General features: G+C 60.5%; 23 protein-coding genes. 15 read left to right on the top strand and 8 right to left on the bottom strand.

The features are described 5' to 3' along the window. Positions 1 to 5: 5 nt before the first annotated feature. The 4 genes from dprA to aroE are packed head-to-tail and all read left to right on the top strand — an operon-like array spanning position 6 to position 3,525. Positions 6 to 1,151: a DNA-processing protein DprA gene (gene dprA / locus B9Q17_RS04800; RefSeq protein ID WP_244177314.1), complete on the top strand. Its 1,146-nt coding sequence runs from the start codon at positions 6 to 8 to the stop codon at positions 1,149 to 1,151. A gap of 46 nt (positions 1,152 to 1,197) precedes the next feature. Further along, positions 1,198 to 1,770, top strand: a complete 573-nt coding sequence (tsaC, locus tag B9Q17_RS04805) for an L-threonylcarbamoyladenylate synthase type 1 TsaC (protein ID WP_094624336.1) — start codon at positions 1,198 to 1,200, stop codon at positions 1,768 to 1,770. An 8-nt stretch (positions 1,771 to 1,778) separates the two neighbouring features. After that, complete coding sequence (gene hemF, locus B9Q17_RS04810) at positions 1,779 to 2,708, top strand: oxygen-dependent coproporphyrinogen oxidase (protein WP_094624337.1); 930 nt, start codon at positions 1,779 to 1,781, stop codon at positions 2,706 to 2,708. Next, a complete protein-coding gene (aroE, locus tag B9Q17_RS04815) occupies positions 2,698 to 3,525 on the top strand; it encodes a shikimate dehydrogenase (RefSeq protein WP_094624338.1) in 828 nt (275 codons plus the stop codon). Before hemF ends, aroE begins: the two co-directional genes overlap by 11 nt. Before the next feature lie 9 nt (positions 3,526 to 3,534). On the opposite strand, the gene B9Q17_RS04820 is transcribed toward aroE, so the two are convergent. Both B9Q17_RS04820 and B9Q17_RS04825 read right to left on the bottom strand, forming a co-directional pair. After that, entirely contained in the window at positions 3,535 to 3,984 is a 450-nt protein-coding gene (locus B9Q17_RS04820; protein WP_022990440.1) for an Hsp20/alpha crystallin family protein, read from the bottom strand. Between the two features lie 189 nt (positions 3,985 to 4,173). Further along, complete coding sequence (locus tag B9Q17_RS04825) at positions 4,174 to 4,713, bottom strand: gamma carbonic anhydrase family protein (RefSeq protein WP_094624339.1); 540 nt, start codon at positions 4,711 to 4,713, stop codon at positions 4,174 to 4,176. 212 nt (positions 4,714 to 4,925) lie between these two features. Between B9Q17_RS04825 and prlC the strand changes: the two genes are divergently transcribed. Continuing rightward, entirely contained in the window at positions 4,926 to 6,971 is a 2,046-nt protein-coding gene (prlC, locus tag B9Q17_RS04830; RefSeq protein WP_094624340.1) for an oligopeptidase A, read from the top strand. Positions 6,972 to 7,026: 55 nt separating this feature from the next. Further along, the gene (locus B9Q17_RS04835; RefSeq protein WP_022990444.1) at positions 7,027 to 7,296 is read left to right on the top strand and encodes a YheV family putative zinc ribbon protein; all 270 of its coding nucleotides are present in this window, start codon (positions 7,027 to 7,029) and stop codon (positions 7,294 to 7,296) included. 410 nt (positions 7,297 to 7,706) lie between these two features. Here B9Q17_RS04835 and B9Q17_RS04840 read toward each other — a convergent pair whose 3' ends face one another. Both B9Q17_RS04840 and B9Q17_RS04845 read right to left on the bottom strand, forming a co-directional pair. Next, on the bottom strand, positions 7,707 to 9,029 hold the full coding sequence (locus tag B9Q17_RS04840; protein WP_094624341.1) for a Na+/H+ antiporter family protein: 1,323 nt from the start codon (positions 9,027 to 9,029) through the stop codon (positions 7,707 to 7,709). Between the two features lie 114 nt (positions 9,030 to 9,143). Next, positions 9,144 to 9,374, bottom strand: coding sequence for a DUF1653 domain-containing protein (locus tag B9Q17_RS04845; protein ID WP_094624342.1), 231 nt, complete (start codon positions 9,372 to 9,374; stop codon positions 9,144 to 9,146). Between the two features lie 199 nt (positions 9,375 to 9,573). On the opposite strand from B9Q17_RS04845, the gene B9Q17_RS04850 reads away from it, so the two are divergent. Further along, the gene (locus B9Q17_RS04850; RefSeq protein WP_244177315.1) at positions 9,574 to 11,289 is read left to right on the top strand and encodes a sensor domain-containing diguanylate cyclase; all 1,716 of its coding nucleotides are present in this window, start codon (positions 9,574 to 9,576) and stop codon (positions 11,287 to 11,289) included. A gap of 3 nt (positions 11,290 to 11,292) precedes the next feature. On the opposite strand, the gene B9Q17_RS04855 is transcribed toward B9Q17_RS04850, so the two are convergent. From B9Q17_RS04855 to B9Q17_RS04865, 3 genes are all read right to left on the bottom strand, one after another. Then, positions 11,293 to 11,679, bottom strand: a complete 387-nt coding sequence (locus B9Q17_RS04855; protein ID WP_022990448.1) for a DoxX family protein — start codon at positions 11,677 to 11,679, stop codon at positions 11,293 to 11,295. Positions 11,680 to 11,768: 89 nt separating this feature from the next. Next, positions 11,769 to 12,413, bottom strand: a complete 645-nt coding sequence (locus tag B9Q17_RS04860) for a hypothetical protein (protein ID WP_022990449.1) — start codon at positions 12,411 to 12,413, stop codon at positions 11,769 to 11,771. A gap of 190 nt (positions 12,414 to 12,603) precedes the next feature. Continuing rightward, entirely contained in the window at positions 12,604 to 13,875 is a 1,272-nt protein-coding gene (locus B9Q17_RS04865; protein ID WP_094624543.1) for an MATE family efflux transporter, read from the bottom strand. A gap of 322 nt (positions 13,876 to 14,197) precedes the next feature. Between B9Q17_RS04865 and coxB the strand changes: the two genes are divergently transcribed. From coxB to B9Q17_RS04885, 4 genes are read left to right on the top strand one after another with little or no spacing between them, the layout of a single operon-like run. After that, entirely contained in the window at positions 14,198 to 15,259 is a 1,062-nt protein-coding gene (gene coxB / locus B9Q17_RS04870) for a cytochrome c oxidase subunit II (RefSeq protein WP_482805297.1), read from the top strand. A 57-nt stretch (positions 15,260 to 15,316) separates the two neighbouring features. Beyond that, positions 15,317 to 16,900 carry a cytochrome c oxidase subunit I gene (ctaD, locus tag B9Q17_RS04875; protein WP_094624344.1) on the top strand — a complete coding sequence of 528 codons (1,584 nt, stop codon included), beginning with the start codon at positions 15,317 to 15,319 and terminating at the stop codon, positions 16,898 to 16,900. Positions 16,901 to 16,913: 13 nt separating this feature from the next. Further along, positions 16,914 to 17,513, top strand: a complete 600-nt coding sequence (locus B9Q17_RS04880; protein ID WP_094624345.1) for a cytochrome c oxidase assembly protein — start codon at positions 16,914 to 16,916, stop codon at positions 17,511 to 17,513. 16 nt (positions 17,514 to 17,529) lie between these two features. Further along, entirely contained in the window at positions 17,530 to 18,417 is an 888-nt protein-coding gene (locus tag B9Q17_RS04885) for a cytochrome c oxidase subunit 3 (protein WP_022990455.1), read from the top strand. A gap of 8 nt (positions 18,418 to 18,425) precedes the next feature. Here the strand turns inward: B9Q17_RS04885 and B9Q17_RS04890 are convergent, their stop codons facing one another. After that, a complete protein-coding gene (locus tag B9Q17_RS04890; protein ID WP_094624346.1) occupies positions 18,426 to 18,629 on the bottom strand; it encodes a twin transmembrane helix small protein in 204 nt (67 codons plus the stop codon). A 60-nt stretch (positions 18,630 to 18,689) separates the two neighbouring features. Here B9Q17_RS04890 and B9Q17_RS04895 point away from each other — a divergent pair, with 60 nt between their 5' ends. From B9Q17_RS04895 to cyoE, 4 genes are all read left to right on the top strand, one after another. Then, positions 18,690 to 19,385 (top strand): SURF1 family protein, encoded by a 696-nt coding sequence (locus tag B9Q17_RS04895; protein WP_094624347.1) that lies wholly within the window; start codon positions 18,690 to 18,692, stop codon positions 19,383 to 19,385. A 62-nt stretch (positions 19,386 to 19,447) separates the two neighbouring features. Beyond that, a complete protein-coding gene (locus tag B9Q17_RS04900) occupies positions 19,448 to 20,089 on the top strand; it encodes a redox-active disulfide-containing membrane protein (RefSeq protein ID WP_094624348.1) in 642 nt (213 codons plus the stop codon). Between the two features lie 82 nt (positions 20,090 to 20,171). Continuing rightward, positions 20,172 to 21,245 (top strand): COX15/CtaA family protein, encoded by a 1,074-nt coding sequence (locus B9Q17_RS04905; protein ID WP_094624544.1) that lies wholly within the window; start codon positions 20,172 to 20,174, stop codon positions 21,243 to 21,245. Beyond that, positions 21,242 to 22,162, top strand: coding sequence for a heme o synthase (cyoE, locus tag B9Q17_RS04910; RefSeq protein WP_094624349.1), 921 nt, complete (start codon positions 21,242 to 21,244; stop codon positions 22,160 to 22,162). The genes B9Q17_RS04905 and cyoE overlap by 4 nt, the downstream gene beginning before the upstream one ends. Positions 22,163 to 22,174 lie beyond the last annotated feature (12 nt).

Genomic DNA, 22,174 nt, shown 5'->3' on the forward strand with positions numbered 1-22,174 from the left:
AAAAAATGTCTGTATCGAGTCTTGACCGGTCGCTGGACAACCAGTGGCTGCTGCTTTCCCTGTTACCCCGCTTTGCCACCCGTGCCCGCGAGCGGGTGCTGGCCAATGCCGACTGCCTGACCGATGTCTTGTCGATGAACCCGGCCACCCTAAAAGCGCTGGGGCTGTCGGCTGAAACCATGTCGGCGATCCATGGCTGGCAAGCCGAAGACCTGTCCCACCCGGTGCTGGCGGAACTGATGAAAATCCGGTCGCAATGCCGGCAGCACGGTATCCGGCTGATCGGCCAGCACCATGACCACTTCCCGGAAGCCCTGCGCCAGATACACGATGCGCCCATGCTGCTATATGCACTGGGCGATACCGGCTTGTTGCTGCAGGACCAGGTTGGCGTGGTGGGCAGTCGAAATGCCACCCGTACGGGCCTGGACCATGCCCGGAAGTTCGCTGCCGAGCTGGGCCGGCGGGGTTTGCTGGTAACCAGCGGCCTGGCGTTGGGGATTGATGGTGCAGCCCACGCGGGTGCCCTGGATGCCGGCCATCCGACCGTGGCCGTGGTGGGTTGCGGGCTCGACCGGTTGTATCCCGCCCAGCACCGGCAGCTGGCACACCGGATCATTGAAAACGGCCTGATTGTCTCGGAATACCCGCCCGGCACTCAGGCCCGGGCCGCCTACTTCCCTCAGCGTAACCGGATTATCAGTGGCCTTAGCCGGGGTGTACTGGTCGTGGAGGCCAGCCTGAAGAGCGGTTCGCTGATTACGGCCCGCACCGCGCTGGAACAGGGCCGGGAAGTGTTCGCCATTCCCGGTTCGGTGCACAGCCCGGTAGCCCGGGGCTGCCACCAGTTGATCAAACAGGGGGCCAGGTTGGTGGAAACCGCTGATGACATCCTGGAAGAGCTGGGCACCTGGTGGTCCATGCAGGCGCAACCGGAGGCTGGGGAGGCTGTGGATAAAGGGCCGGTGCTGGCCGGTTTGGATAGCCGGGAAATCGCGGTGTTCGAGGCTTTGGGGTATGATCCGCAATCTACCGATGCACTGGGCCAGCTCACCGGCCTGCCAGCGGACCAGCTGATGCAGTCCCTGTTGTTACTGGAACTGGAAGGGCTGGCCCATTCGGCTCCGGGAGGCTACCTGAGAGCCGGCTGACCGGTGCATCATCACCCATAATCTGTGTGGATTGACCGGTTTCACTATGGCGGCGAAGTCTTCCCTGAATCCCTGGCAATTACACTGTGCCCGGCGCACCGTGCTGGCCGGCGGCGTGATTGCCTACCCTACCGAAGCAGTCTGGGGCCTGGGCTGCGATCCCTGGAACCAGGACGCGGTTGAGCGGATCCTGGAGCTCAAGCAGCGGCCCATGGAAAAGGGCATGATCCTGGTGGCCGCCTCGGTGGAGCAGGTACGCTTCCTGCTGGATCCCCTGCCCCGGGTGTTGCAATGGGAAGCCGAGCAACACTGGCCCGGGCCGATCACCTGCCTGGTGCCGGATGTGCTGGTACAGATCCCGGACTGGGTTCGCGGCCGGCACAGCACCATTGCCGTGCGCGTGAGTGACCACCCGGTGGTTCGCGACCTGTGCGAGGCCACCGGCATGCCGCTGGTGTCGACTTCCTGCAACCCGGCTGGCCGCCAGCCGGCCCGCAACATCTGGCAGGTGCGCCGCTATTTCGGCAACCAGCTCGACCGCATCGTGCCCGGCGCCCTGGGCGGCAACCGCAAACCCAGCCGGATTATTGATATCGTTACCGGAAAACAGTTTCGTTAGGAGCAAGCATGTCACAGCAGCCGGATACCCGGGCCGTAAAAGAATACCTTCTGGGCCTCCAGGAACGCATTTGCCAGCGGCTGGAAGCCGTGGATGGCCGCGCGTCCTTCATTCGTGACAGCTGGGACCGGCCGGAGGGTGGCGGTGGTATCAGCCGGGTGATGGCCGATGGCGGTGTGATTGAAAAAGGCGGGGTGAACTTCTCCCATGTGATGGGCGACACCATGCCGGCCTCTGCCACCGCCCACCGCCCGCACCTGGCCGGTGCCCCCTGGCAGGCCATGGGTGTATCACTGGTGATACACCCGGAGAACCCCTATGTGCCCACCTCCCACGCTAACGTGCGCTTTTTCATTGCCACCCCGAAGGACGGCGAGCCGGTGTACTGGTTTGGCGGCGGCTACGACCTGACTCCCTACTACGGCTTTGATGACGATTGCGTGCACTGGCATCAAACGGCCCGCAGTGCCTGCCAGCCGTTCGGCGACGAGGTGTACCCGAAGTTCAGGCAGTGGTGCGACGACTATTTCTACCTGAAGCATCGCCAGGAGCCCCGGGGCGTGGGCGGCCTGTTCTTCGATGATTACAACACCGGAAACTTCGAGCAGGACTTTGCCTTTATGCAGGCGGTGGGCGACAGTTACATTGAAGCCTATGAGCCGATTGTCCGGCGCCGGATGGACACGCCCTGGGGCGAGCGGGAGCGGGAATTCCAGCTTTACCGCCGCGGCCGCTATGTGGAGTTCAACCTGGTGTACGACCGGGGCACCCTGTTCGGGTTGCAGTCCGGCGGGCGCACCGAGTCTATCCTGATGTCACTGCCGCCGCTGGTGCGCTGGGACTACGACCGGAAGCCGGAGCCGGGCAGCGAAGAGGCGCGTTTGACGGATTATTTCCTGACCGGACGGAACTGGCTGGAGCAAAGCGATGACAAATGAACTCTATGCGGTGGTGGGTAACCCCATCAGCCACAGCAAATCCCCCCGTATTCACAGCCTGTTTGCCAGCCAGACCGACGAGCCGCTGGAGTACACCGCCATCCAGGCGCCCATGGATGATTTCACGGGCACCATCAGGCACTTTTTCGAGCGTGGCGGCAAAGGCCTGAACGTAACCGTACCGTTCAAGGAACAGGCCTGGACCCAGGCAGAACACCGCACGCCACGGGCGGAAAAAGCCGGTGCCGCCAACACCCTGTACCTTGATGCCGACGATGCCCTAGTGGCTGACAACACCGACGGTGTTGGCCTGGTGCGGGATCTAACCCGCAACCACGGCGTGGCCCTCAAAGGCCTGCGTATCCTGGTATTGGGTGCCGGCGGTGCGGTGCGGGGTGTGCTGGGGCCGATCCTGGCAGAAGCACCCGCCAGCCTGACCATCGCCAACCGCACCGTGGCCAAGGCCGAGGCGCTGGTGCGCCTGTTTGCCGGTGAGGCCGGTGATACCGCACTCTCTGCCTGCGGTTTCGAACAGGCAGCCGGAGCGTTTGACCTGGTGATCAACGGCACCAGCGCCAGCCTTCAGGGTGACCTGCCGCCGGTGCCGGCGTCGATTCTGGGGGGCAACACGGTGGTGTACGACATGATGTATTCCCTGCAGACCACCACCTTCAACCGGTGGGCGCAGGACAACGGCGCTACCCGGGTGTTTGACGGGCTGGGCATGCTGGTGGAGCAGGCAGCAGAATCGTTTTATGTGTGGCGTGGGGTGCGGCCTGAGACCGCACCCGTGATCGACGAGCTGCGTAACGACTGAACCGGGCGGTTACTGCACTTCCACTTCGATGGCCTTGGGTTCTTTCGGCTCGGCCTTCTGCAGGGTCAGCGTCAGCATGCCATCCTTGAAGTTAGCCTTCACACTGTTCTCGTCCACGTTGTCGGGCAGTGTGAACCGGCGCATGAAGCTGCCGTAGAAACGCTCGATGCGGTGCAGCTTCTTGTCCTTGGTTTCTTCCTCGCTCTTGCGTTCACCCTGAATGGTGAGCACGCCGTCGTGCACGGTGACCTTCACATCATCCTTGTTCATGCCCGGCAGTTCGGCTTCTACCGTGAAGGCATCGGCGGTTTCCTTGATATCCACTGCCGGTGCCCAGTCACTGCGGCTGAACAGGTCCTTGCCTTCCCGCTCATTACGGACCAGCCCGAACATACGGTTGTAGCGGTTCATCAGGTCATCAAACTCGCTGATCGGATTCCAGCGTGTAATGTTGCTCATGGGAACTCCTCCTGTAACGATGTCGAATCTGAGATTGTCTTCAGCTTCGCTCGCGGAACAGCTCCATGCCGGTGGCGCCCCCCGGATGGACTCCGTGAACTTCTGCTATTGAGGAAAGTAGGTTCAGGCGGAGATTTTTCAAGGCGCCCCTGATCAGAAATTGATCCATGTCAGGGGCGGAAAGCGTCGTTATTCGGAGGCGTTCAGGTATTCGTCTTTCAGTTTCACGTAGTTAGCCGCGGTGTATTTGAAGAAGGTTTTTTCCTTGTCGCTCAGGGCCCGGGCCTGTTTGCAGGGGGAACCGACATACAGATAGCCGGATTCCAGTCGTTTGCCCGGGGGCACCAGAGTGCCGGCGCCAATTATCACCTCATCTTCCACCACGGCGCCGTCCATGACGGTGCAGCCCATGCCCACCAGTACGCGGCTGCCGATGGTGCAGCCGTGCAGCAGGGCTTTGTGGCCGACGGTGACGTCGTCGCCGAGGATCAGCGGCCAGCCGCCGGGGTTGAAGTCGCTGGCGTGGGTGATGTGCAGTACGGAGCCGTCCTGGATGCTGCAGCGGTCGCCGATGCGGATTTTGTGCATGTCGCCGCGGATGACGGTCATGGGCCAGACGGAGCAGTCTTCACCCATTTGAACGTCTCCGATGACTACCGCACTATCGTCTACCCAGGTGCGTTCGCCAAATTGTGGTGTGATACCCTTGTGAGTTCGTACATTCGCCATTACATATACCTTTTGACTGGCCTCGAATTGAGGGGAAGGAGTCTTTGGGAGGAGGGCTTTCCAAAAACCGCTCCTGCGGCACATCCCTGTGGCGCTTCTGCTCCGCCATCCATGGCTCCGCAAATTTTTGGAAAGCCCTCCTCCCAAAGACTCCCCCAAGCATTGGAGTTGCCTGAAAGTAACCTAAACCCGGACAGCTGAGAAGGGGACCTATGAATAACCCGCTTTTGACAGATGATTTGTTACCGAAATTTGGTCACATCCGCACCGAGCACATGGAAACGGCGATTGACCAGATTCTCAGCGAAAACCGCGTGAAAATTCAGGAGCTGGCGCAGCAGGATGATCCCACCTGGGACACCCTGGCCCAGCCCATGCAGGCGCTGGAGAACAAGCTCAGTAACGCCTGGTCGGTGATTTCCCATCTCAATGGTGTGATGAACAACGACGACCTGCGCAAGGTGTACAAGAACTGCCTGGAGAAGCTGACTGAGTACAGCACGGAGGTGAGCCAGAACGGTGCCCTGTGCGAGGCCTATAAGAAGCTGGCTGCACGGGAGGATTTCAAGGAGTTGAGTGAGCCCCAGCGCAAGTCCATTGAAAACATCCTGCGGGATTTCCGTCTGGGTGGTGTGGATCTTCCGGAGGACAAGAAGAAGCGTTATGCGGATCTGTCCCGGGAGCTGGCGGAGTTGTCCAACAAGTTCAGCGACAACGTGCTGGATGCTACCCAGCACTGGTTCAAGCACATTACCGATGTGGACGAGCTGTCCGGTCTGCCGGAAACCGCCATTGAGGGCGCCAAGCAGGCGGCCCGCCAGAAGGAGCTGGATGGCTATGTGATTACCCTGGATTTCCCGAGCTTCTACCCGGTGATGACTTACTGCGACAACCGGGAGCTGCGCCGGGAGGTTTACGAGGCGTTTGTCACTCGCGCCTCTGATCAGGGCCCGGATGCGGGTACCTGGGACAATACGCCGGTGATGGGAGAAATCCTCAAACGTCGTCACGCCCTGGCCCAACTGCTCGGGTTTGATAATTATGCGGAGCGGTCTCTGGCTACCAAGATGGCCCGAAATACCGACGAGGTGCTGGATTTCCTGAACCAGCTGGCGGGCAAGTCGAAGCCTCAGGCAGAGAAGGAAATTGCCGAGCTGAAGGCGTTTGTGAAAGATGAGCACGGCGTGGACGACTTGCAGGCCTGGGACATCGGCTACTACAGCGAGAAGCTGCGCCAGAAGCAGTACGACATTTCCCCGGAAACCCTGCGCCCCTGGTTCCCTGTGGATAAAGTGGTGCCGGGCCTGTTCCGGGTGGCGGAGAAGTTGTTTGATGTGCAGATTGAAGAGCACGCAGATGTAGAAACCTGGCACGAAGACGCCAAGGCCTACTGCATTAGCCGCAACGGCCAGCCCATCGCCTGGTTCTACCTGGACCTGTTCGCCCGTCAGGGCAAGCGTGGCGGTGCCTGGATGGCCGACTGCCGGGTGCGCTGGCGCGATATGCGCGGCAAGCTGCAGCTGCCGGTGGCGTTCCTGACCTGTAACTTCACCCCGCCGGTGGATGGCAAGCCGTCGCTGCTGACCCACGACGAAGTCACCACCCTGTTCCACGAATTCGGCCACGGCCTGCACCACATGCTCACGCAGGTGGAGGTGATGGACGTATCCGGCATCAACGGCGTGGCCTGGGATGCGGTGGAGCTGCCCAGCCAGTTCCTGGAAAACTGGTGCTGGAACCCGGAATCCCTGGCCCTGATTGCCAGCCACCACGAAACCGGCGAACCGCTGCCGGAAGACCTGCTGCAAAAACTGCTGGCGGCCAAGAACTTCCAGTCCGGCATGGGCATGGTGCGCCAGCTCGAATTCTCGCTGTTCGACTTCCGCCTGCATGCGGAATTCACCGACGAAGCCCCCACCAACCCGCTGGACATGCACCGCAAGGTGCGGGAAGACATCGCGGTGGTGCAGTCGCCGGAATTCAACCGCTTCCCCAACGGCTTCTCCCACATCTTCGCGGGTGGCTACGCCGCGGGCTACTACAGCTACAAGTGGGCGGAAGTGCTGGCAGCGGATGCCTTCTCCCTGTTCGAAGAGAAAGGCATCTTCGACCCGGAAACCGGCCAGGCCTTCCTGCACAACATCCTGGAAAAAGGCGGCTCGCAGGAGCCCATGGAACTGTTCAAAGCCTTCCGGGGCCGCGAACCGCAGGTGGATGCCCTGCTGAAACAAACCGGCATCACGGACGAAGCTGCCTGATACAATCCACCCCGGTTGTCGTATCGGCAACCGGGTGTTCTTCTGGAGTAACGTTATGGCAAGTCCGAAACGCTTCATCGCCGGCGCCGTGTGCCCCCGCTGCGCCGAGATGGACAAAATTACCATGTTCACCACCGACGCCGGCGACCAGGTTCGCGAATGCGTGGCCTGCGGCTACACCGATGCGTTGTCCGACCAGCCCCAGCCCGAGGCCCCGGAAATCGAAACGCGGGTAAACAAAAAGGGCAACACCGATGACCATACCGTCAAACAGGTGGTGTTCTTTAAATCTGGCTCCGATTCCGACTCTGGCTCTGGTGAGTAGGTCTGGCCCTGGCCCTAGCCTGCCGGTTTTGGGGGGGTTAGAGGCCACGGGGGTGCTTTTCTTCCGGGAAAAACAACTCGCTTCGCTCAGACATCTTTTTCCCTGCAGAAAAGCACCCCCGTACCCTCTAAGCCAAACTGCACGGAAATCGTTTGATTAGGGTTTGGTTTCTTTCTTTTTTCTCTTTTCTTCTTTCTTCTTTTCCTTCCGTACCCCTCATTGGTACGACGTGAGGGGGTGGGTCAGGTTTTTTTCCGCCGGAAATGGATGTCTGAGCGCAGCGAGTTGCATTTCCAAGGGAAAAAACCTGACCCACCCCATCGCAGCCCCCAAAACCAGCAGGCTACGATCAAGAATATGCCCCCCAAACAGGCAGGCTACGATCAGGACGGCAAGCTCCCAAAACGGCGTCAGAGCACCATCGCGGCCAACCACCCGAAGGCGAGCAACGGCAGGTTGTAGTGCAGGAACGTAGGCACCACGGTATCCCAGATGTGGTTGTGCTGACCGTCCACGTTCAGGCCGGCAGTTGGCCCGAGGGTGGAATCAGACGCTGGTGAACCCGCATCACCCAGGGCACCGGCGGTACCGACCAGGGCGACGATCGCCAGGGGGCTGAAACCCAGTTGCAGGGCCAGCGGCACGTACAGGGCGGCGATGATGGGAATGGTGGAGAACGACGAACCGATACCCATGGTAATCAGCAGGCCGACCACCAGCATCAGCAGTGCGGCCAGGGCCTTGTTCTCACCGATGGCGGCCACAGAGCCCTCTACCAGGCTCTTGATCTCGCCGGTTTCCCGCATGACTTCGGCAAAGCCGTTGGCGGCGATCATGATGAAGCCGATCATCGCCAGCATTTTCATGCCCTCGGTGAACAGGTCATCGGCTTCTTTCCACTTCACCACACCGGAAACATTGAACAGCACAAAGCCGGCCAGTGCGCCCAGGATCATCGAACCCAGCCAGAGCTGAACCACAAACGCCACCACAATGGCCACCAGCGCCATGATCAGGGTTTTCGGGCTGTATTTCACATCCACCCGCTCGGTGCGTTCGATGAGTTTCATGTCGTAGCCCCGGCCGCCCCGGTAGCTGAAGAACACCGCGATCAGCAGGCCGATGAACATACCCAGGGCCGGCAGGGCCATGGCGGACATGACGTTCAGTTCGCTGGCGTCTACGCCGTTGTCGGCTACGTTAGCCAGCAGGATTTCATTCAGGTAGATGCCGCCGAAGCCCACTGGCAGGAACATGTACGGGGTAATCAGGCCGAAGGTGAGTACACAGGCTACCAGCCGGCGGTCCATGTGCAGCTTGGCCATGACAAACAGCAACGGCGGCACCACTAGGGGAATAAAGGCGATGTGGATGGGCAGGATGTTCTGGGACGAAATGGCGACGGCCAGCAACAGGCCGATGATCATGAAGCGGATGCCGGTGGCCGCGCCGCCTTCATCCTGGCGGCCTACCATGGCCAGGGCTTTGTCGGCCAGGGCGTGGGCCAGGCCGGATTTGCCGATGGCCACGGCGAAGGCGCCCAGGGTGGCGTAGGACAACGCCACGGTTGCACCGCCACCGAGGCCGGAGTTGAAGGCATTGATGGTGTCTTCAAGGGACATTCCGGCCACCAGGCCACCGGAAATGGCACCGATGATCAGGGCAACGACAACGTGGATGCGGCACAGGCTCAGTACGAGCATGATCAGTACCGCGGCAACAACGGCATTCATGGCAGACTCCGGGTAGGAATATTGGGTTTACCGGCACCTTTTGGGCACCGGCGGCACGAAAAGTGCGCTAATGTGCAGGAAATGACCGCATCAGTCAAAGAGGTTGTGTAACGGTCAGTCAGCATCCACCCGGGCAAAGCGCGGTACCTGTTCGCCGGCCACTTCCACGGTTTCACGGAACATGGCCAGGGGCCTTACCCACAGGCTGTAGTCGCCGTACAGGCAGCGGTACACCACCAGCGGCTCTTCGGTTTCGCTGTGGCGGGCCACGCCGATCACTTCGTAATCCTGGCCTTTGTAATGCCGGTAGCGGCCCGGTTCTATCGGGTGTTTTCGTTCTGACATGCTGTCCTCGCGGGTGGTGGTGCAGGTTTATCCCCTAATGATAAGGGATCCAGTGCCGGTTTCGAGCTAAACTGAAGAGTATACCTGACCGTACCAACCGGGACTCCGAACCTGAATGAAAGGCTTTTCCGCTGCTGTTCTGCAAATCATTTTGTGCCTTTTCCTGGCACTGGGTGCTGGTGGAGCGCAGGCAGATCCAGTGGGATTCCAATGGCTGGAGGTGCCGGATGGTTCACTGGGTATCGACGGAGTGCGCAGCCTGCCAAAGGAGCGCTGGCAGGCCCACGAGGCCGATACGGTACTGAACCTCGGGTTCAGTGACGGTACCTTCTGGTTGCGTGTCGAGGTTCCGCCCGAGCCCCGTAACCGGCTGCTGCAGGTAGGCTATCCCCTGCTTGATGAAGTATCTGTTTATTGGGAGCAGGCCGGGAATATCGTTGAAACCTGGCATACCGGCGATACCCTGCCGTTCCGTTCCCGCCCGATAGAGCATCGTACCTTCGTGTTCCTGGTGCCTTCCAATACCGAACCGGTGACCGCCTGGGTGCGGGTGAAAACCCAGGGTTCGATCCAGATACCGGTGAAAGTCACACCGTCGGCCGAATTCCTCGCCTACGAGCAGATTGCCTATGGCTGGCAAGCCATGTTCGTTGGTGTTGTGGTGGCGCTGGCCCTGTACAACCTGTTTCTGTTCGCCATTGTTCGCTACCCGACTTATCTGTGGTACGTCCTCACGGTGCTGAGTGCCGGCCTGGTTCAGCTGAATTTCAACGGCTTGCTGTTCCAGTGGTTCTGGCCGGACCTGCCGGTGGTCAACCAGTATCTGACCGCTGTTATGGTTCCCCTGGGGCTGTCGCTGGCCCTGGTGTTCACCATGAAATTCCTGTCGGTGCGGCAATACAGCCGGGGCGCTTACCGGTTACTCCAGGTATTGCTGATGGCCTGCCTGCTCGCCATCGGTTACGGATTTCTGGGTTCCTATCAGTACGCCATTGCCCTGATCAGCACCCTGGCGGCCTTCGTGACGGCAGCGGCGTGGGCGGTGGGTGTGCTGGTGTGGCGGCGCGGGCAGGTATTGGCCGGTTTCTATGTGGTGGCCTGGACACCGCTGCTGATTGCCCACCTGTTACTGGCCCTGGCCAAGCTGGGTTTGATTCCCAGCAACCGGGCCATCGAGGTAGCACCCCAGGTGGGTGTGGCTATCGAGGTGGTGGTGTTGTCACTGGCGCTGGCCTATCGCATCAACCTGGAGCGCCGGCGCCGGCAGGAAGCCCAGGAGCATGCCCTGGAGATCCAGCGGGAAGCCAACCTGATGCTCGAAACCCGGGTTCGGGAGCGCACCGAGGAGCTGGAGCAGGCCAACGACCAGCTACGCTCCATGAGCCTGACCGATGGCCTGACCCGGGTCGCCAACCGGCGGCGCTTTGACGACAAGCTGGACATCGAGTGGAACCGGGCCATGCGCCACGACCAGGAGCTGAGCCTGCTGATGCTGGATATCGATCACTTCAAAAAGGTGAATGACAGCTTTGGCCACCTGGTGGGTGATGATTGCCTGGTCTCGCTGGCAGCAACCCTGCAGGGCGAGATTCTGCGCGCCAGCGACCTGGTAGCCCGCTATGGCGGGGAAGAGTTTGCGGTGTTGTTACCGGCGACAGACGGCGAAGGTGCCCGCCAGGTGGCTGAGCGCATGCGCCAGTCCGTGGCGGGTAAACCCGTTCCTTCCGGGCAGGGCGGTACACCGGTGGAGCTGACCATCAGCGTGGGTGTGGCCACCATGCGCCCGGCCATCGGCGCGGGCAGCCAGGAGCTGGTGCGCCGTGCCGACGAAGCCCTGTATGCCGCCAAGACCAACGGCCGCAACCGGGTCGAGGTGTGGCGTGATGAGGCTGTTGCCCCGGCAGACCGGGGCTGAGGCTTAGTTCTTCAGCTTGTACTTGCCCGGCCCCATAAACACCACGGCCAGCGCGGTAAACAGGAAAAAGCCCTGCAGTTCCAGTGCCCAGCCGCCGTTACCGGCCAGCGACAGCAGCTGGTGGCTGTGCACCAGCACAATGGCCACAAGCATGTTGAAGACAATGATCAGCGCGCCAATGCGGGTCTGATACCCCAGAATCACCATCAGTGGTGCCACCACTTCCCCGATATACACACCGTACGCCAGTATCGCCGGCAGGTTATGGCTGGCCAGCTGGGCCTCGATAAAACCGATGCCATTAAACAGTTTTGCGATGCCGTGAAACAGCAGCAGGCCACCGAGGGTAAGCCGGACAATCAGTTTTCCAAGGTCGGTATTCTCAAGCACAGGGCAAGCCTCCGGAACAGTGAATGGACGGCCGAAGGATACAGGGTTATTGCACAGAAATTCAGTGACTTGTTGGTCAGGATGTTGTTTTACAGGGCCGGGCCAAGGGAAAACCGGATGTGGTTCCGCTCCAGCAGGTTTTCCCAGTAATTGCGCATCCAGTCCCAGGCCCGGTTGTTGAACTGCTCCACGAAGGGGTCAAGGTCCAGGTCGTAGTAATCCGGGGTGCCGGCAATCTGCAACACGGTGACGGTGATGGCATCGTCCAGCTCGTTGGCGAACGGTTCGCCGATCAGTTCGTGGGCCAGCAGGTTGGCCCGGGTGGCTTCCAGGTCTATCAGCTCGCCGGCCCGGATCGAGCGGTTGTTGTCGTGCATTTCTTCCATCAGCCGGTGGCACAGGTAGGCCCGGATCAGCAGGCCGTCGAGGCCGTCGTAGCGGACCAGCAGCACCGAGGGCTGGGTGAAATAGCGGATAGCGGCATCAATGAATGGCTGGAACAGGGGCTTGGTGCCGGCGTCGATGGCGCAGGTGTCTACGCACTCGATCAGCCGTGGCGCCATTTCGATGTATTCCACGGCAAACTGGAACAGGCAGGTGGCAGGCTGGCCGTCGATTACGATCGATGACGGCAGCCTGGTCGCCTTGTCTTTCAGCTGCCGGAGAAAGCTCCCCGAGCGGGCTTCCTGGCGACGTGCCTGGTCAATAATCTCGAGGACTGCCTGTGGTGTCATGTCAGGAGATGCCGATGTAGGTACAAAATGAGGTCGCAAGGCGCCTCCCCTTCTCCAGGAGCAACCAAGTGGCAGTCGGCCGGGCTGGCCAGCTGAACTGCCTGCCGTTTAAAAACAGTGTAGCCAATATTTTTTATGGCGCTGCCGGCAGGCGGCAAAATCCCCTGCGGAAAACCGAAACCCCGGCTGCCTAGCGGGGCTGAAACCACACATCCTGGCGGGTGTAGCGCCAGCACAACCAACCCATACTGCCGGCACGGGCCAGCATCAGGCTGATCAGTGCCAGCCACAGGCCATGGTTGCCCCAGCCGGTCGTCAGCCACCACACCGGCAAAAACACGCCGAGCGCTGAGAACAGCATGGTGTCCTGCATTTCCCGGGTGCGGGTCGCCCCGATGAAGACTCCATCCAGCAGGTAACTCCACACCGCTGCGAACGGTAACATCCAGAGCCAGGGCAGGTATTGCCAGGCGGTGGTTTGTACTTCTTCAATGCCGGTTAACAGGCTGATCAGCCAGCGGCCCCCGAGTACAAAGCCGATGGTCAGCAGCAATGCGCCCCAAAGTGACCAGCGCAGGGCGCTGGCGAACACCGCCTTGAAGCGTCGCCTGCTGCCCCGGCCGATGGCTTCGCCGATCAGCGCTTCGGCCGCGTTAGCAAAGCCGTCCAGGGCATTGGAGATCACCAGCAGGAAAGTGATCAGCACGGCATTGGCGGCCAGGATGACATCCCCTTGCCGGGCACCCTGGGCGGTGAAGAAGGCCAGGCACAGCAGCAGGGTGATGGTACGCACCATGATGTAGCGGTTCACCTGCAGGATGCGCAGGTAATCCGATACCTTGCCGAACAGCTCCCGGGTCAGCTGCTGGCCCTCCGGCATGCGTTTGAGCACGATCATTACACCGATGGCGGTGGCCCCGTATTCGGCCATCACGGTGGCCATGGCCACGCCCCGGCTGTTCCAGCCCAGAACGGTCACGAAGAACACGTCCAGCACGATGTTGATGCCGTTGGCGATGATCAGCATCACCATGGGCCCGCGGGGGAACTGGGTGCCAATCAGCCAGCCCACCAGGGTGTACTGGCACAGCACCGCCGGCGCACTCCAGATTCTGATGGCAGCGTATTCCGCAGCCAGTGCCGCAACATCCGGGCTGGGGTTCATCAACTTCAGGCCCAACGCAATCAGCGGCTGATGAAACAGGATCAGTAACAGGCCAATGCCTACGGCCAGCAACAGCGAACGCAGCAACAGCGCCACCTGGGCAAAGGCATCCCGCTGGCCCCAGGCCTGGGCGGCCAGGCCGGTGGTGCCCATGCGCATGAAGCCGAAGGTCCAGTACAGGATGGTGAACAGGTTGGCGCCCACCGCCACCGCGCCCAGGTATTCCGGGCTGTCCAGGTGGCCAAGCACGGCCGTATCCACCAGCCCCAGCAGGGGCACGGTGAGGTTGGTCAGCATCAGCGGCCAGGCCAGTGTCCACAGGCGGCGATCGGTAGGGCGAACAACGGCCTTATAAATTCTGTTTATCAAAACGGGTTACTTATCCATTTTAGGTTTAATGATTTTTTAGTCTTTTTTTGATCTGTGTCTACACTGACATTTGATGTATCCGTAAGCAGGCTTTCACTCTCGGTGGTTCCGCTGTTGCGAGCTTCGGAACAGACCGCAGAGGGATGACGCAAAATCCGACAAGAATAACACTCTGTGGAGACACAGTATGCGCGTGCATGCCAAGCGGGCAGTTGCCCTAGCTGCTGGTCTGTTGTCACCGGCTGTAGTCATGGCGGACTGGACCATGAATATGGCTCCGGGGGTAACCGGTACCAGCAACCAGATTTTCAGCCTTCACATGACCATTCTCTGGATCTGCGTGGCCATCGGTGTGGTGGTGTTCGGGGTCATGTTCTGGTCGATCTTTGCCCATCGTAAATCCCAGGGTGCCAAGCCCGCCAATTTCCACGAAAACACCGTGGTGGAAATCCTCTGGACCATTATTCCCCTGGCCATTCTGGTGGCCATGGCCGTGCCTGCCACGGCAACCCTGGTGGAGATGTACGACACCAGCGAGTCCGAGGTGGACATCAAGGTTACCGGTTACCAGTGGCGCTGGCGCTATGAGTACATCAACGACGATTTCGGTTATTTCTCCAGCCTGTCCACCCCGAGGGAGCAGATCGAGAACCGCCAGGCCAAGGGTGAGAACTACCTGCTGGAAGTGGACAACCCGCTGGTGATTCCGGTGGGCAAGAAAGTGCGCTTCCTGCTCACCGCCAACGATGTGATTCACTCCTGGTGGGTGCCGGAGTTCGGTGTGAAGAAAGACGCCATCCCCGGCTTTATCAACGAAACCTGGACCCGCGTGGACGAGCCGGGCATCTATCGCGGCCAGTGCACCGAGCTGTGCGGCAAGGACCACGGCTTTATGCCGGTGGTAGTGGAGGCGGTGCCCGAAGAGGAATACAACGCCTGGGTAGCCGAACAGCGAGCCGCCGCAGAAACCGAGCGCCAGCTGACCGAGAAAGACTGGACCCTGGATGAGCTGATGGAACGGGGCGAGAAGGCCTACGCCAGTGCCTGTGCTTCCTGTCACCAGCCGGATGGTACTGGCATGCCGCCGGCCTTCCCGGCACTGAAGGGCAGCCAGATCGCAACAGAGGACATGGCCGCGCATATCGATATCGTCGTGAATGGTAAGTCCGGCACAGCGATGCAGGCCTTCGGTGGTCAGCTGAGTGAAGTGGACCTGGCCGCGGTGATTACCTACGAGCGGAATGCCTGGGGTAACAACACCGGCGAGATGGTCACGCCGAAAGAGATTTTTGATTACAAGAACCAAGAGTAATCGACGCCAGATAACAACAATCACCAGCCATAAAAAACGGCGGTAACGGGGGTTTTCATGAGTTCGGTTGCAGATACCCACAGCCAGGAACATCACCACGGCCCGGCCAAAGGCATCAGCCGCTGGCTGCTGACTACTAACCATAAAGACATCGGGTCTATGTACCTGATCTTCAGCTTCGCCATGTTCCTGCTGGGCGGCAGTATGGCGATGGTGATCCGGGCCGAACTGTTCCAGCCCGGCCTGCAGATTGTGCAGCCGGAGTTCTTCAACCAGATGACCACCATGCATGGCCTGATCATGGTGTTCGGCGCGGTGATGCCGGCCTTTGTGGGGCTGGCCAACTGGATGCTGCCGCTGATGATCGGCGCGCCGGATATGGCACTGCCACGGATGAATAACTGGAGTTTCTGGCTGCTGCCCTGTGCCTTCCTGATCCTGGTGTCGACCCTGTTTATGGAAGGTGGCGCGCCCAACTTTGGCTGGACCTTCTACGCCCCGCTATCAACCACCTACGGGCCCCCGAGTACCACCTTCTTCATCTTTGCCATCCACATTATGGGTGTGTCTTCCATCATGGGTGCCATCAACGTGATTGCCACTATCCTGAACATGCGGGCACCGGGCATGAAGATGATGAAAATGCCCCTGTTTGTCTGGACCTGGCTGATCACCGCCTTCCTGCTGATTGCCGTGATGCCGGTGCTGGCCGGTGCGGTCACCATGATGCTGATGGACATCAACTTCGGCACCAGTTTCTTCGATGCTTCCGGCGGTGGTGACCCGGTACTGTTCCAGCATGTGTTCTGGTTCTTCGGGCACCCGGAGGTGTACATCATGATCCTGCCGGCGTTCGGGGCTATTTCCCATATCGTACCGGCCTTCTCCCGCAAGCCGCTGTTCGGCTATGCCTCCATGGTGTATGCCGTGGGCGCCATTGCCCTGCTCTCCTTCCTGGTATGGGCGCACCACATGTTTACCGTGGGCATACCGCTGGCGGGTCAGCTGTTCTTTATGTATGCCACCCTGCTGATTGCCGTGCCCACCGGGGTGAAGGTGTTCAACTGGGTAACCACCATGTTCAGGGGGTCCCTCAGTTTTGAAGCCCCCATGCTGTTTGCCGTGGCCTTTATCATCCTCTTTACCATCGGTGGCTTCTCCGGGCTGATGCTGGCCATCGCCCCGGCGGACTTCCAGTACCACGACACCTACTTTGTGGTGGCGCACTTCCACTATGTACTGGTGCCGGGGGCCATCTTCGGTATCTTCGCCTCGGCTTACTTCTGGCTGCCCAAGTGGACCGGCCACATGTACGACGAAACCCTGGCCAAGACCCACTTCTGGCTGTCGTTTATCGGCATGAACCTGGCCTTCTTCCCTATGCACTTCCTGGGGCTGGCAGGCATGCCCCGGCGGATTCCGGACTACGCCCTGCAGTTCTCGGACTTCAACATGGTGTCCAGTATCGGGGCCTTCATGTTCGGTGTGACCCAGCTGCTGTTCCTGTTCATTGTCGTCAAGTGCGTGCGCGGTGGTGAAAAGGCCGCGGCCAAGCCGTGGGATGGAGCTGAAGGGCTGGAATGGACGGTGCCGTCGCCGGCGCCCTATCACACTTTCTCTACACCGCCGGAAGTGAAATAACCGGGAGGTCACCATGGCCGAACAGCAACCACAACAGGGCAAGCGCAGTAACAGCCGGGTGATCGCCTGGTGCATGGCCGGCGTGGTGGGCATGTTTGCCTTTGGCTTTGCCCTGGTGCCCCTGTACGACGTGTTCTGTGAAATCACCGGCATTAACGGCAAGACCGGCGGGCGCTATGAAACCGGGGTGTCGAACCAGGTGGACGAGAACCGCACGGTCACCGTGCAGTTCCTGGCCAGCAACGGCCCGGGTATGAGCTGGGAGTTCCGGCCGGTACAGCGGAGTGTGAAGGTGCATCCGGGTGAGGCGGTCACGGTGAACTTCTATGCCGCCAACCCCACCGACCATGCCATGGTGGGGCAGGCGGTACCCAGCCTGTCGCCCTCCGAAGGCACCCTGTATTTTCACAAGACCGAGTGTTTCTGCTTCAACCAGCAGCCCCTGGACGCCGGGGAAAGCGTGGAAATGCCCCTGGTGTTCATTGTCGACCCGGAGCTGCCGGAGCACATTACCAAGCTGACCCTGTCTTACACCCTCTACGACCAGGACCCACAGGCAAGGGGGTCCGGTTCGGCCAGGGCAGGCGCAACAACAACCAACAATAACGGCTAAGCCATCGGAGACAGCTATGGCGGATCACCAGACCTACTACGTTCCCGAACAGAGCAAATGGCCCATCGTTGCCACTGTGGGCCTGGGCGTAACCCTGTATGGCGCAGCGTCAATTATGGTGAACGGCAATCAGGGCGAGAGCACCGGCGGCTCCTGGTTCATGTTCTGGATTGGCGCGCTGATCATGGCCTACATGCTATTTGGCTGGTTTGGCAGCGTGATCCGCGAAAGTCGGGCCGGCCTGTACAGCGACCAGATGGACCGCTCGTTCCGCTGGGGCATGAGCTGGTTTATCTTCTCGGAAGTCATGTTCTTTGCCGCCTTCTTCGGGGCGCTGTTCTACGTAAGGGTGTTTGTGGTGCCCTGGATTGGCGGTGAAGGCGACAAGGGCAGCACCAACATGCTTTGGGAAGGGTTTCAGGCCAGCTGGCCGCTGATCAACAACCCGGACCCCCAGGTTTATCAGGGCCCGAAAGAAGTGATCGGCCCCTGGGGCCTGCCGCTGATCAACACCATTTTGCTGGTGACCTCATCGTTCACCGTCACCATCGCCCACCACGCCCTGAAAGCCGGTAACCGGGCCAAGGTAAAGCTGTGGCTGGCCGCCACCATTGCCCTGGCGGTGGTGTTCATGTTTGTGCAGGGCTATGAATACGCGCACGCCTATGGCGACCTGGACCTGACCCTGCAATCCGGTATCTACGGCAGCACCTTCTTTATGCTCACCGGTTTCCACGGTGCCCACGTAATGCTGGGTACCCTGATGCTGTTCATCATGCTGGTGCGGATCATCAAGGGGCACTTTACGGAAGACAACCACTTCGGGTTCGAGGCGGCCGCCTGGTACTGGCACTTTGTGGATGTGGTGTGGCTGGGGCTGTTCGTCTTTGTGTATGTAATCTGACGGAGCGGTTACGGCGTGGGGTTCAGGGTCAGGTTGCCGGACCAGAGAGCTACAAGTATCAGCGCCAGCAAGAGCACGCTCAGGGCAACCCGGACTGCGAGGGAATTCACCACGCGCCGGGTTTTGCCGCCGTCATGGATCAGGAAAAACAGACCGCTGAACAGGCTGGCCATAACCGCAACGAGCAACACAACGATGGCAATCTTGAGCATGGGAATTCCCGTTATTTTTAGCTTTCACTCACTATAGCAGAGCATGGGTAGACCTGTTTGATGGCTCGCCACTGGCAGTTTGACTGGCGATTACTGGTGTTTTCCGGGTTGTTTCTGCCCCTGCTGACCAGTCTTGGCGTGTGGCAACTGAATCGCGCCGCGGAGAAAACCGCGCTGCTGGAAACCTGGCAGGCAGAGTCGGCCAGCCAGGCCTGGGCAGAACAGTCCGCCGGTGCGCTGAAACCCGGGCAACCGGTGTCGATCACCGGCTTTTATGGTGAGCAGACCTGGCTGCTGGATAACCGTACCCGGGACGGCATGCCCGGCTACGAAGTGTTGACGCTGTTCCACCCCCTTGAAGGCCCGCCGGTGGTGGTGAACCGGGGCTGGATACAGGCGCCGCGCACGCGGGAGCAGTTACCGCTGGTAACCACGCCGGAGGATCTGTACACCCTGAATGGCCGGCTGGCGGATTACCCGGAGCCACCCGTGCTGGCAGCTACGGAGCCGGAATCCGGTTCCTGGCCAAGAAGGGTTCAGGCATTGCCGGCAGAGCTGGTGGCCGGGGAGGGCGTTGATCCTGCAGCCATGATTGTTGCCCTGGCCGACAGCCAGCAACCCGGCGCCTACCGGGCCGACCGGGTGCCGGATGTGATGGGCCCGCAGACCCACTACGGATATGCGGCCCAGTGGTTTGCGCTTGCCGCAGCGCTGACTATATTGACTGTAGTAGCGAGTTATAAAGTAGCGAGTTAAAAAGTGGCGAGTTATAAAAAGAACAGCCAGACCTCGAAAGAATCGAAAGACAGGAGCCGATAATGACAACGACAACGGCTGATAACGTGACTCCCGGTGTTGAGCCCACCCCCGAACAGACCCGCCGTGGCCGGCGTACCGCACTGTTGCTGTTTGCAGTGGGCTTTGGCCCCATGGTGCTGGCCACTATCATGTTTTATACCGGCTGGCTGAACCCCGCCGGCCATTCCAACCAGGGCCAGTTGCTGCAGCCCGTGGTGCCGGTACAGGCACTGAACCTGGAAACCGGAAGTGGCGTAGCCCTGGCCGACCGGTTTGGGGTAGACCAGCCGGAGGCCAAGTGGCTGATGCTGGTTACCGCTGGCAGCTGCCAGAAGGATTGCGAACAGTTACTGTACCTGGCCCGGCAGGTGAACATTGCCTTGGGCAAGAATGCCCCGAGGGTTGGCCGTGCGGCGTACCTTGCTAGCCCCCCGGCCGCACTGGAAGCCCGCTGGAGCGAGGAATACAGCCTGATGGAGCGGCTTCGGGTTGCTCCCGGAGCAACACCGGCCTGGCCTGCAGGCGTGAACCCCGCCAACGAGCCCCGGATTCTGCTGGTCGATCCGTTTGGTAACGTGATGATGCATTACGGAACCGAGCACACCGGCAAACAGATGCTCAAAGACCTTAAACACCTGTTGAAGCTGTCCCAGATTGGCTGATCGGGAGGTCAGGGCCGTGAAACCGGAATTGAACCCCGAGCTGTCTTTGCCTGAGGCGAAAAAGCCATCCGTTGCCAAGCCCATGGCCCGCTGGTCCGCTTTTGCCTGCGGTCTGGCGGTGGTGGTAATCATGCTGGGCGCCTGGACCCGGCTGGTGGACGCCGGGCTTGGTTGCCCGGACTGGCCTGGCTGCTATGGCTTTCTGACCGTACCCCAGAGTGAAACCAGCATTGCCATTGCCAATGCCCGCTTCCCGGAAACTCCGGTGGATGTGTCCAAGGGCTGGCCGGAGATGATTCACCGCTATGCCGCCGGTACCCTGGGGCTGGTGGTGTTTGGGCTGGCAATTGCCGCCATCCGGCACCGGAGGGAGCAGTTGCCGTTGCGGCTGCTCCTGTTTATTGCCGGTTTTATCGTGCTGCAGGGCGCTTTCGGTATGTGGACAGTCACCCTGAAGCTCTGGCCCCAGGTGGTGGCCCTGCACCTGCTCGGAGGCTTCACGACCCTCAGCCTGCTGTTGTTACTGACCCTGCGCCTGCGCAAGCGGGCCCGGGGTGAGCCGCCGGCAGTGGCTACTGCTTCATTGTCCCTTGCCCGGCTTCGTCCGTGGCTCTATGGCGGCCTGCTACTGGTGGTGCTGCAGATTGCCCTGGGAGCCTGGACGGCGGCCAACTATGCCGCTGTCGCCTGTACCGACCTGCCCACCTGTCAGGGCCAGTGGTGGCCGGAAGGGATGGATTTCCGCCATGGCTTCGACATTGCCCAGCATGTAGGCCCGAATTATCTGGGCGGCCAGCTGACAGCCGATGGCCGGGTGGCTATTCACGTCACTCACCGGTTAGGTGCGCTGATAGTGCTGGTGTATCTGGGCCTCCTGCTGCTCAGGCTATGGCAGCAGCGGGGTGAAAGCCGGCTGGAAAACAGCGTCTTGCTGGTGGCCGGGGCACTGGTGTTACAGATCAGCCTTGGCCTGGCCAACGTCTGGCTGCACATACCACTGGCCATTGCGGTCGCCCACAACGCCATGGGGGCGGGCCTGCTGTTGTCCGTTATCCACTTGATCTGGCGGCATCACCAGCTTCCGCAGCCGCAAACATCCAGGGCTGCATCAACAGAATCCCATACAACAACCATAAACCGGGAGGTTACGGCATGAGCGAGCAAGCAAAGGCGCTGCCGGCCCAGCACAGTGCAAAGTCAGTATCGGGCCGGATTTCCTGGCGCGACTACCTGGAGCTGACCAAGCCCCGGGTGGTGGCTCTGATGATCCTGACCTCGGTGATCGGTATGTTGCTGGCGGCGCCGGGGGTGCCGGGCTGGGACATCCTGCTGTTCGGTAACCTGGGCATTGCCTTGCTGGCCGGGGCGGCGGCCGTGGTGAACCACGTAGTGGACCAGAAGATCGACACCGTCATGGCCCGCACCCGCAAGCGCCCGGTAGCCACCGGGAGGATTGCTCCCTTCGATGCCATCCTGTTTGCGGTGATGCTGGCGGCCGCCGGCATGATTGTCCTGATCTGGCAGGTGAACGAACTGACCGCCTGGCTGACCCTGGCATCACTGGTGGGCTATGCCGGCGTATACACCCTGTTTCTGAAACGGGCCACGCCCCAGAACATCACTATCGGCGGCCTGGCCGGTGCCATGCCACCGCTGCTGGGCTGGACCGCGGTTACCGGACAGGTGGAAGGCCATGCGCTGCTGCTGGTGCTGATCATCTTTGCCTGGACCCCGCCCCACTTCTGGGCCCTGGCCATTCACCGCAAGGAAGAATACGCCAAGGCAGGCATTCCCATGCTGCCGGTCACCCATGGCAACAAGTACACCGAGCTGCACATCCTGCTGTACACCCTGATGCTGCTGGCGGTGAGCCTGCTACCTTTTGTCACAGGCATGTCTGGTGGTATTTACCTGATCGGTGCCCTGGCGCTAGGCTTGAGGTTCTTGCAGTATGCTATCCGCCTGCTGAAGGGGGATGATCGCCGGGTGGCCCTGAACACCTTCAAGTACTCCATCACCTATCTGATGGCGCTGTTTGGGGTGTTACTGGTGGATCACTTCGTCTTTTTCTGAACAGAGGCGGTT

This window comes from Marinobacter vinifirmus, assembly GCF_002258215.1.
GTDB lineage: Bacteria > Pseudomonadota > Gammaproteobacteria > Pseudomonadales > Oleiphilaceae > Marinobacter > Marinobacter vinifirmus.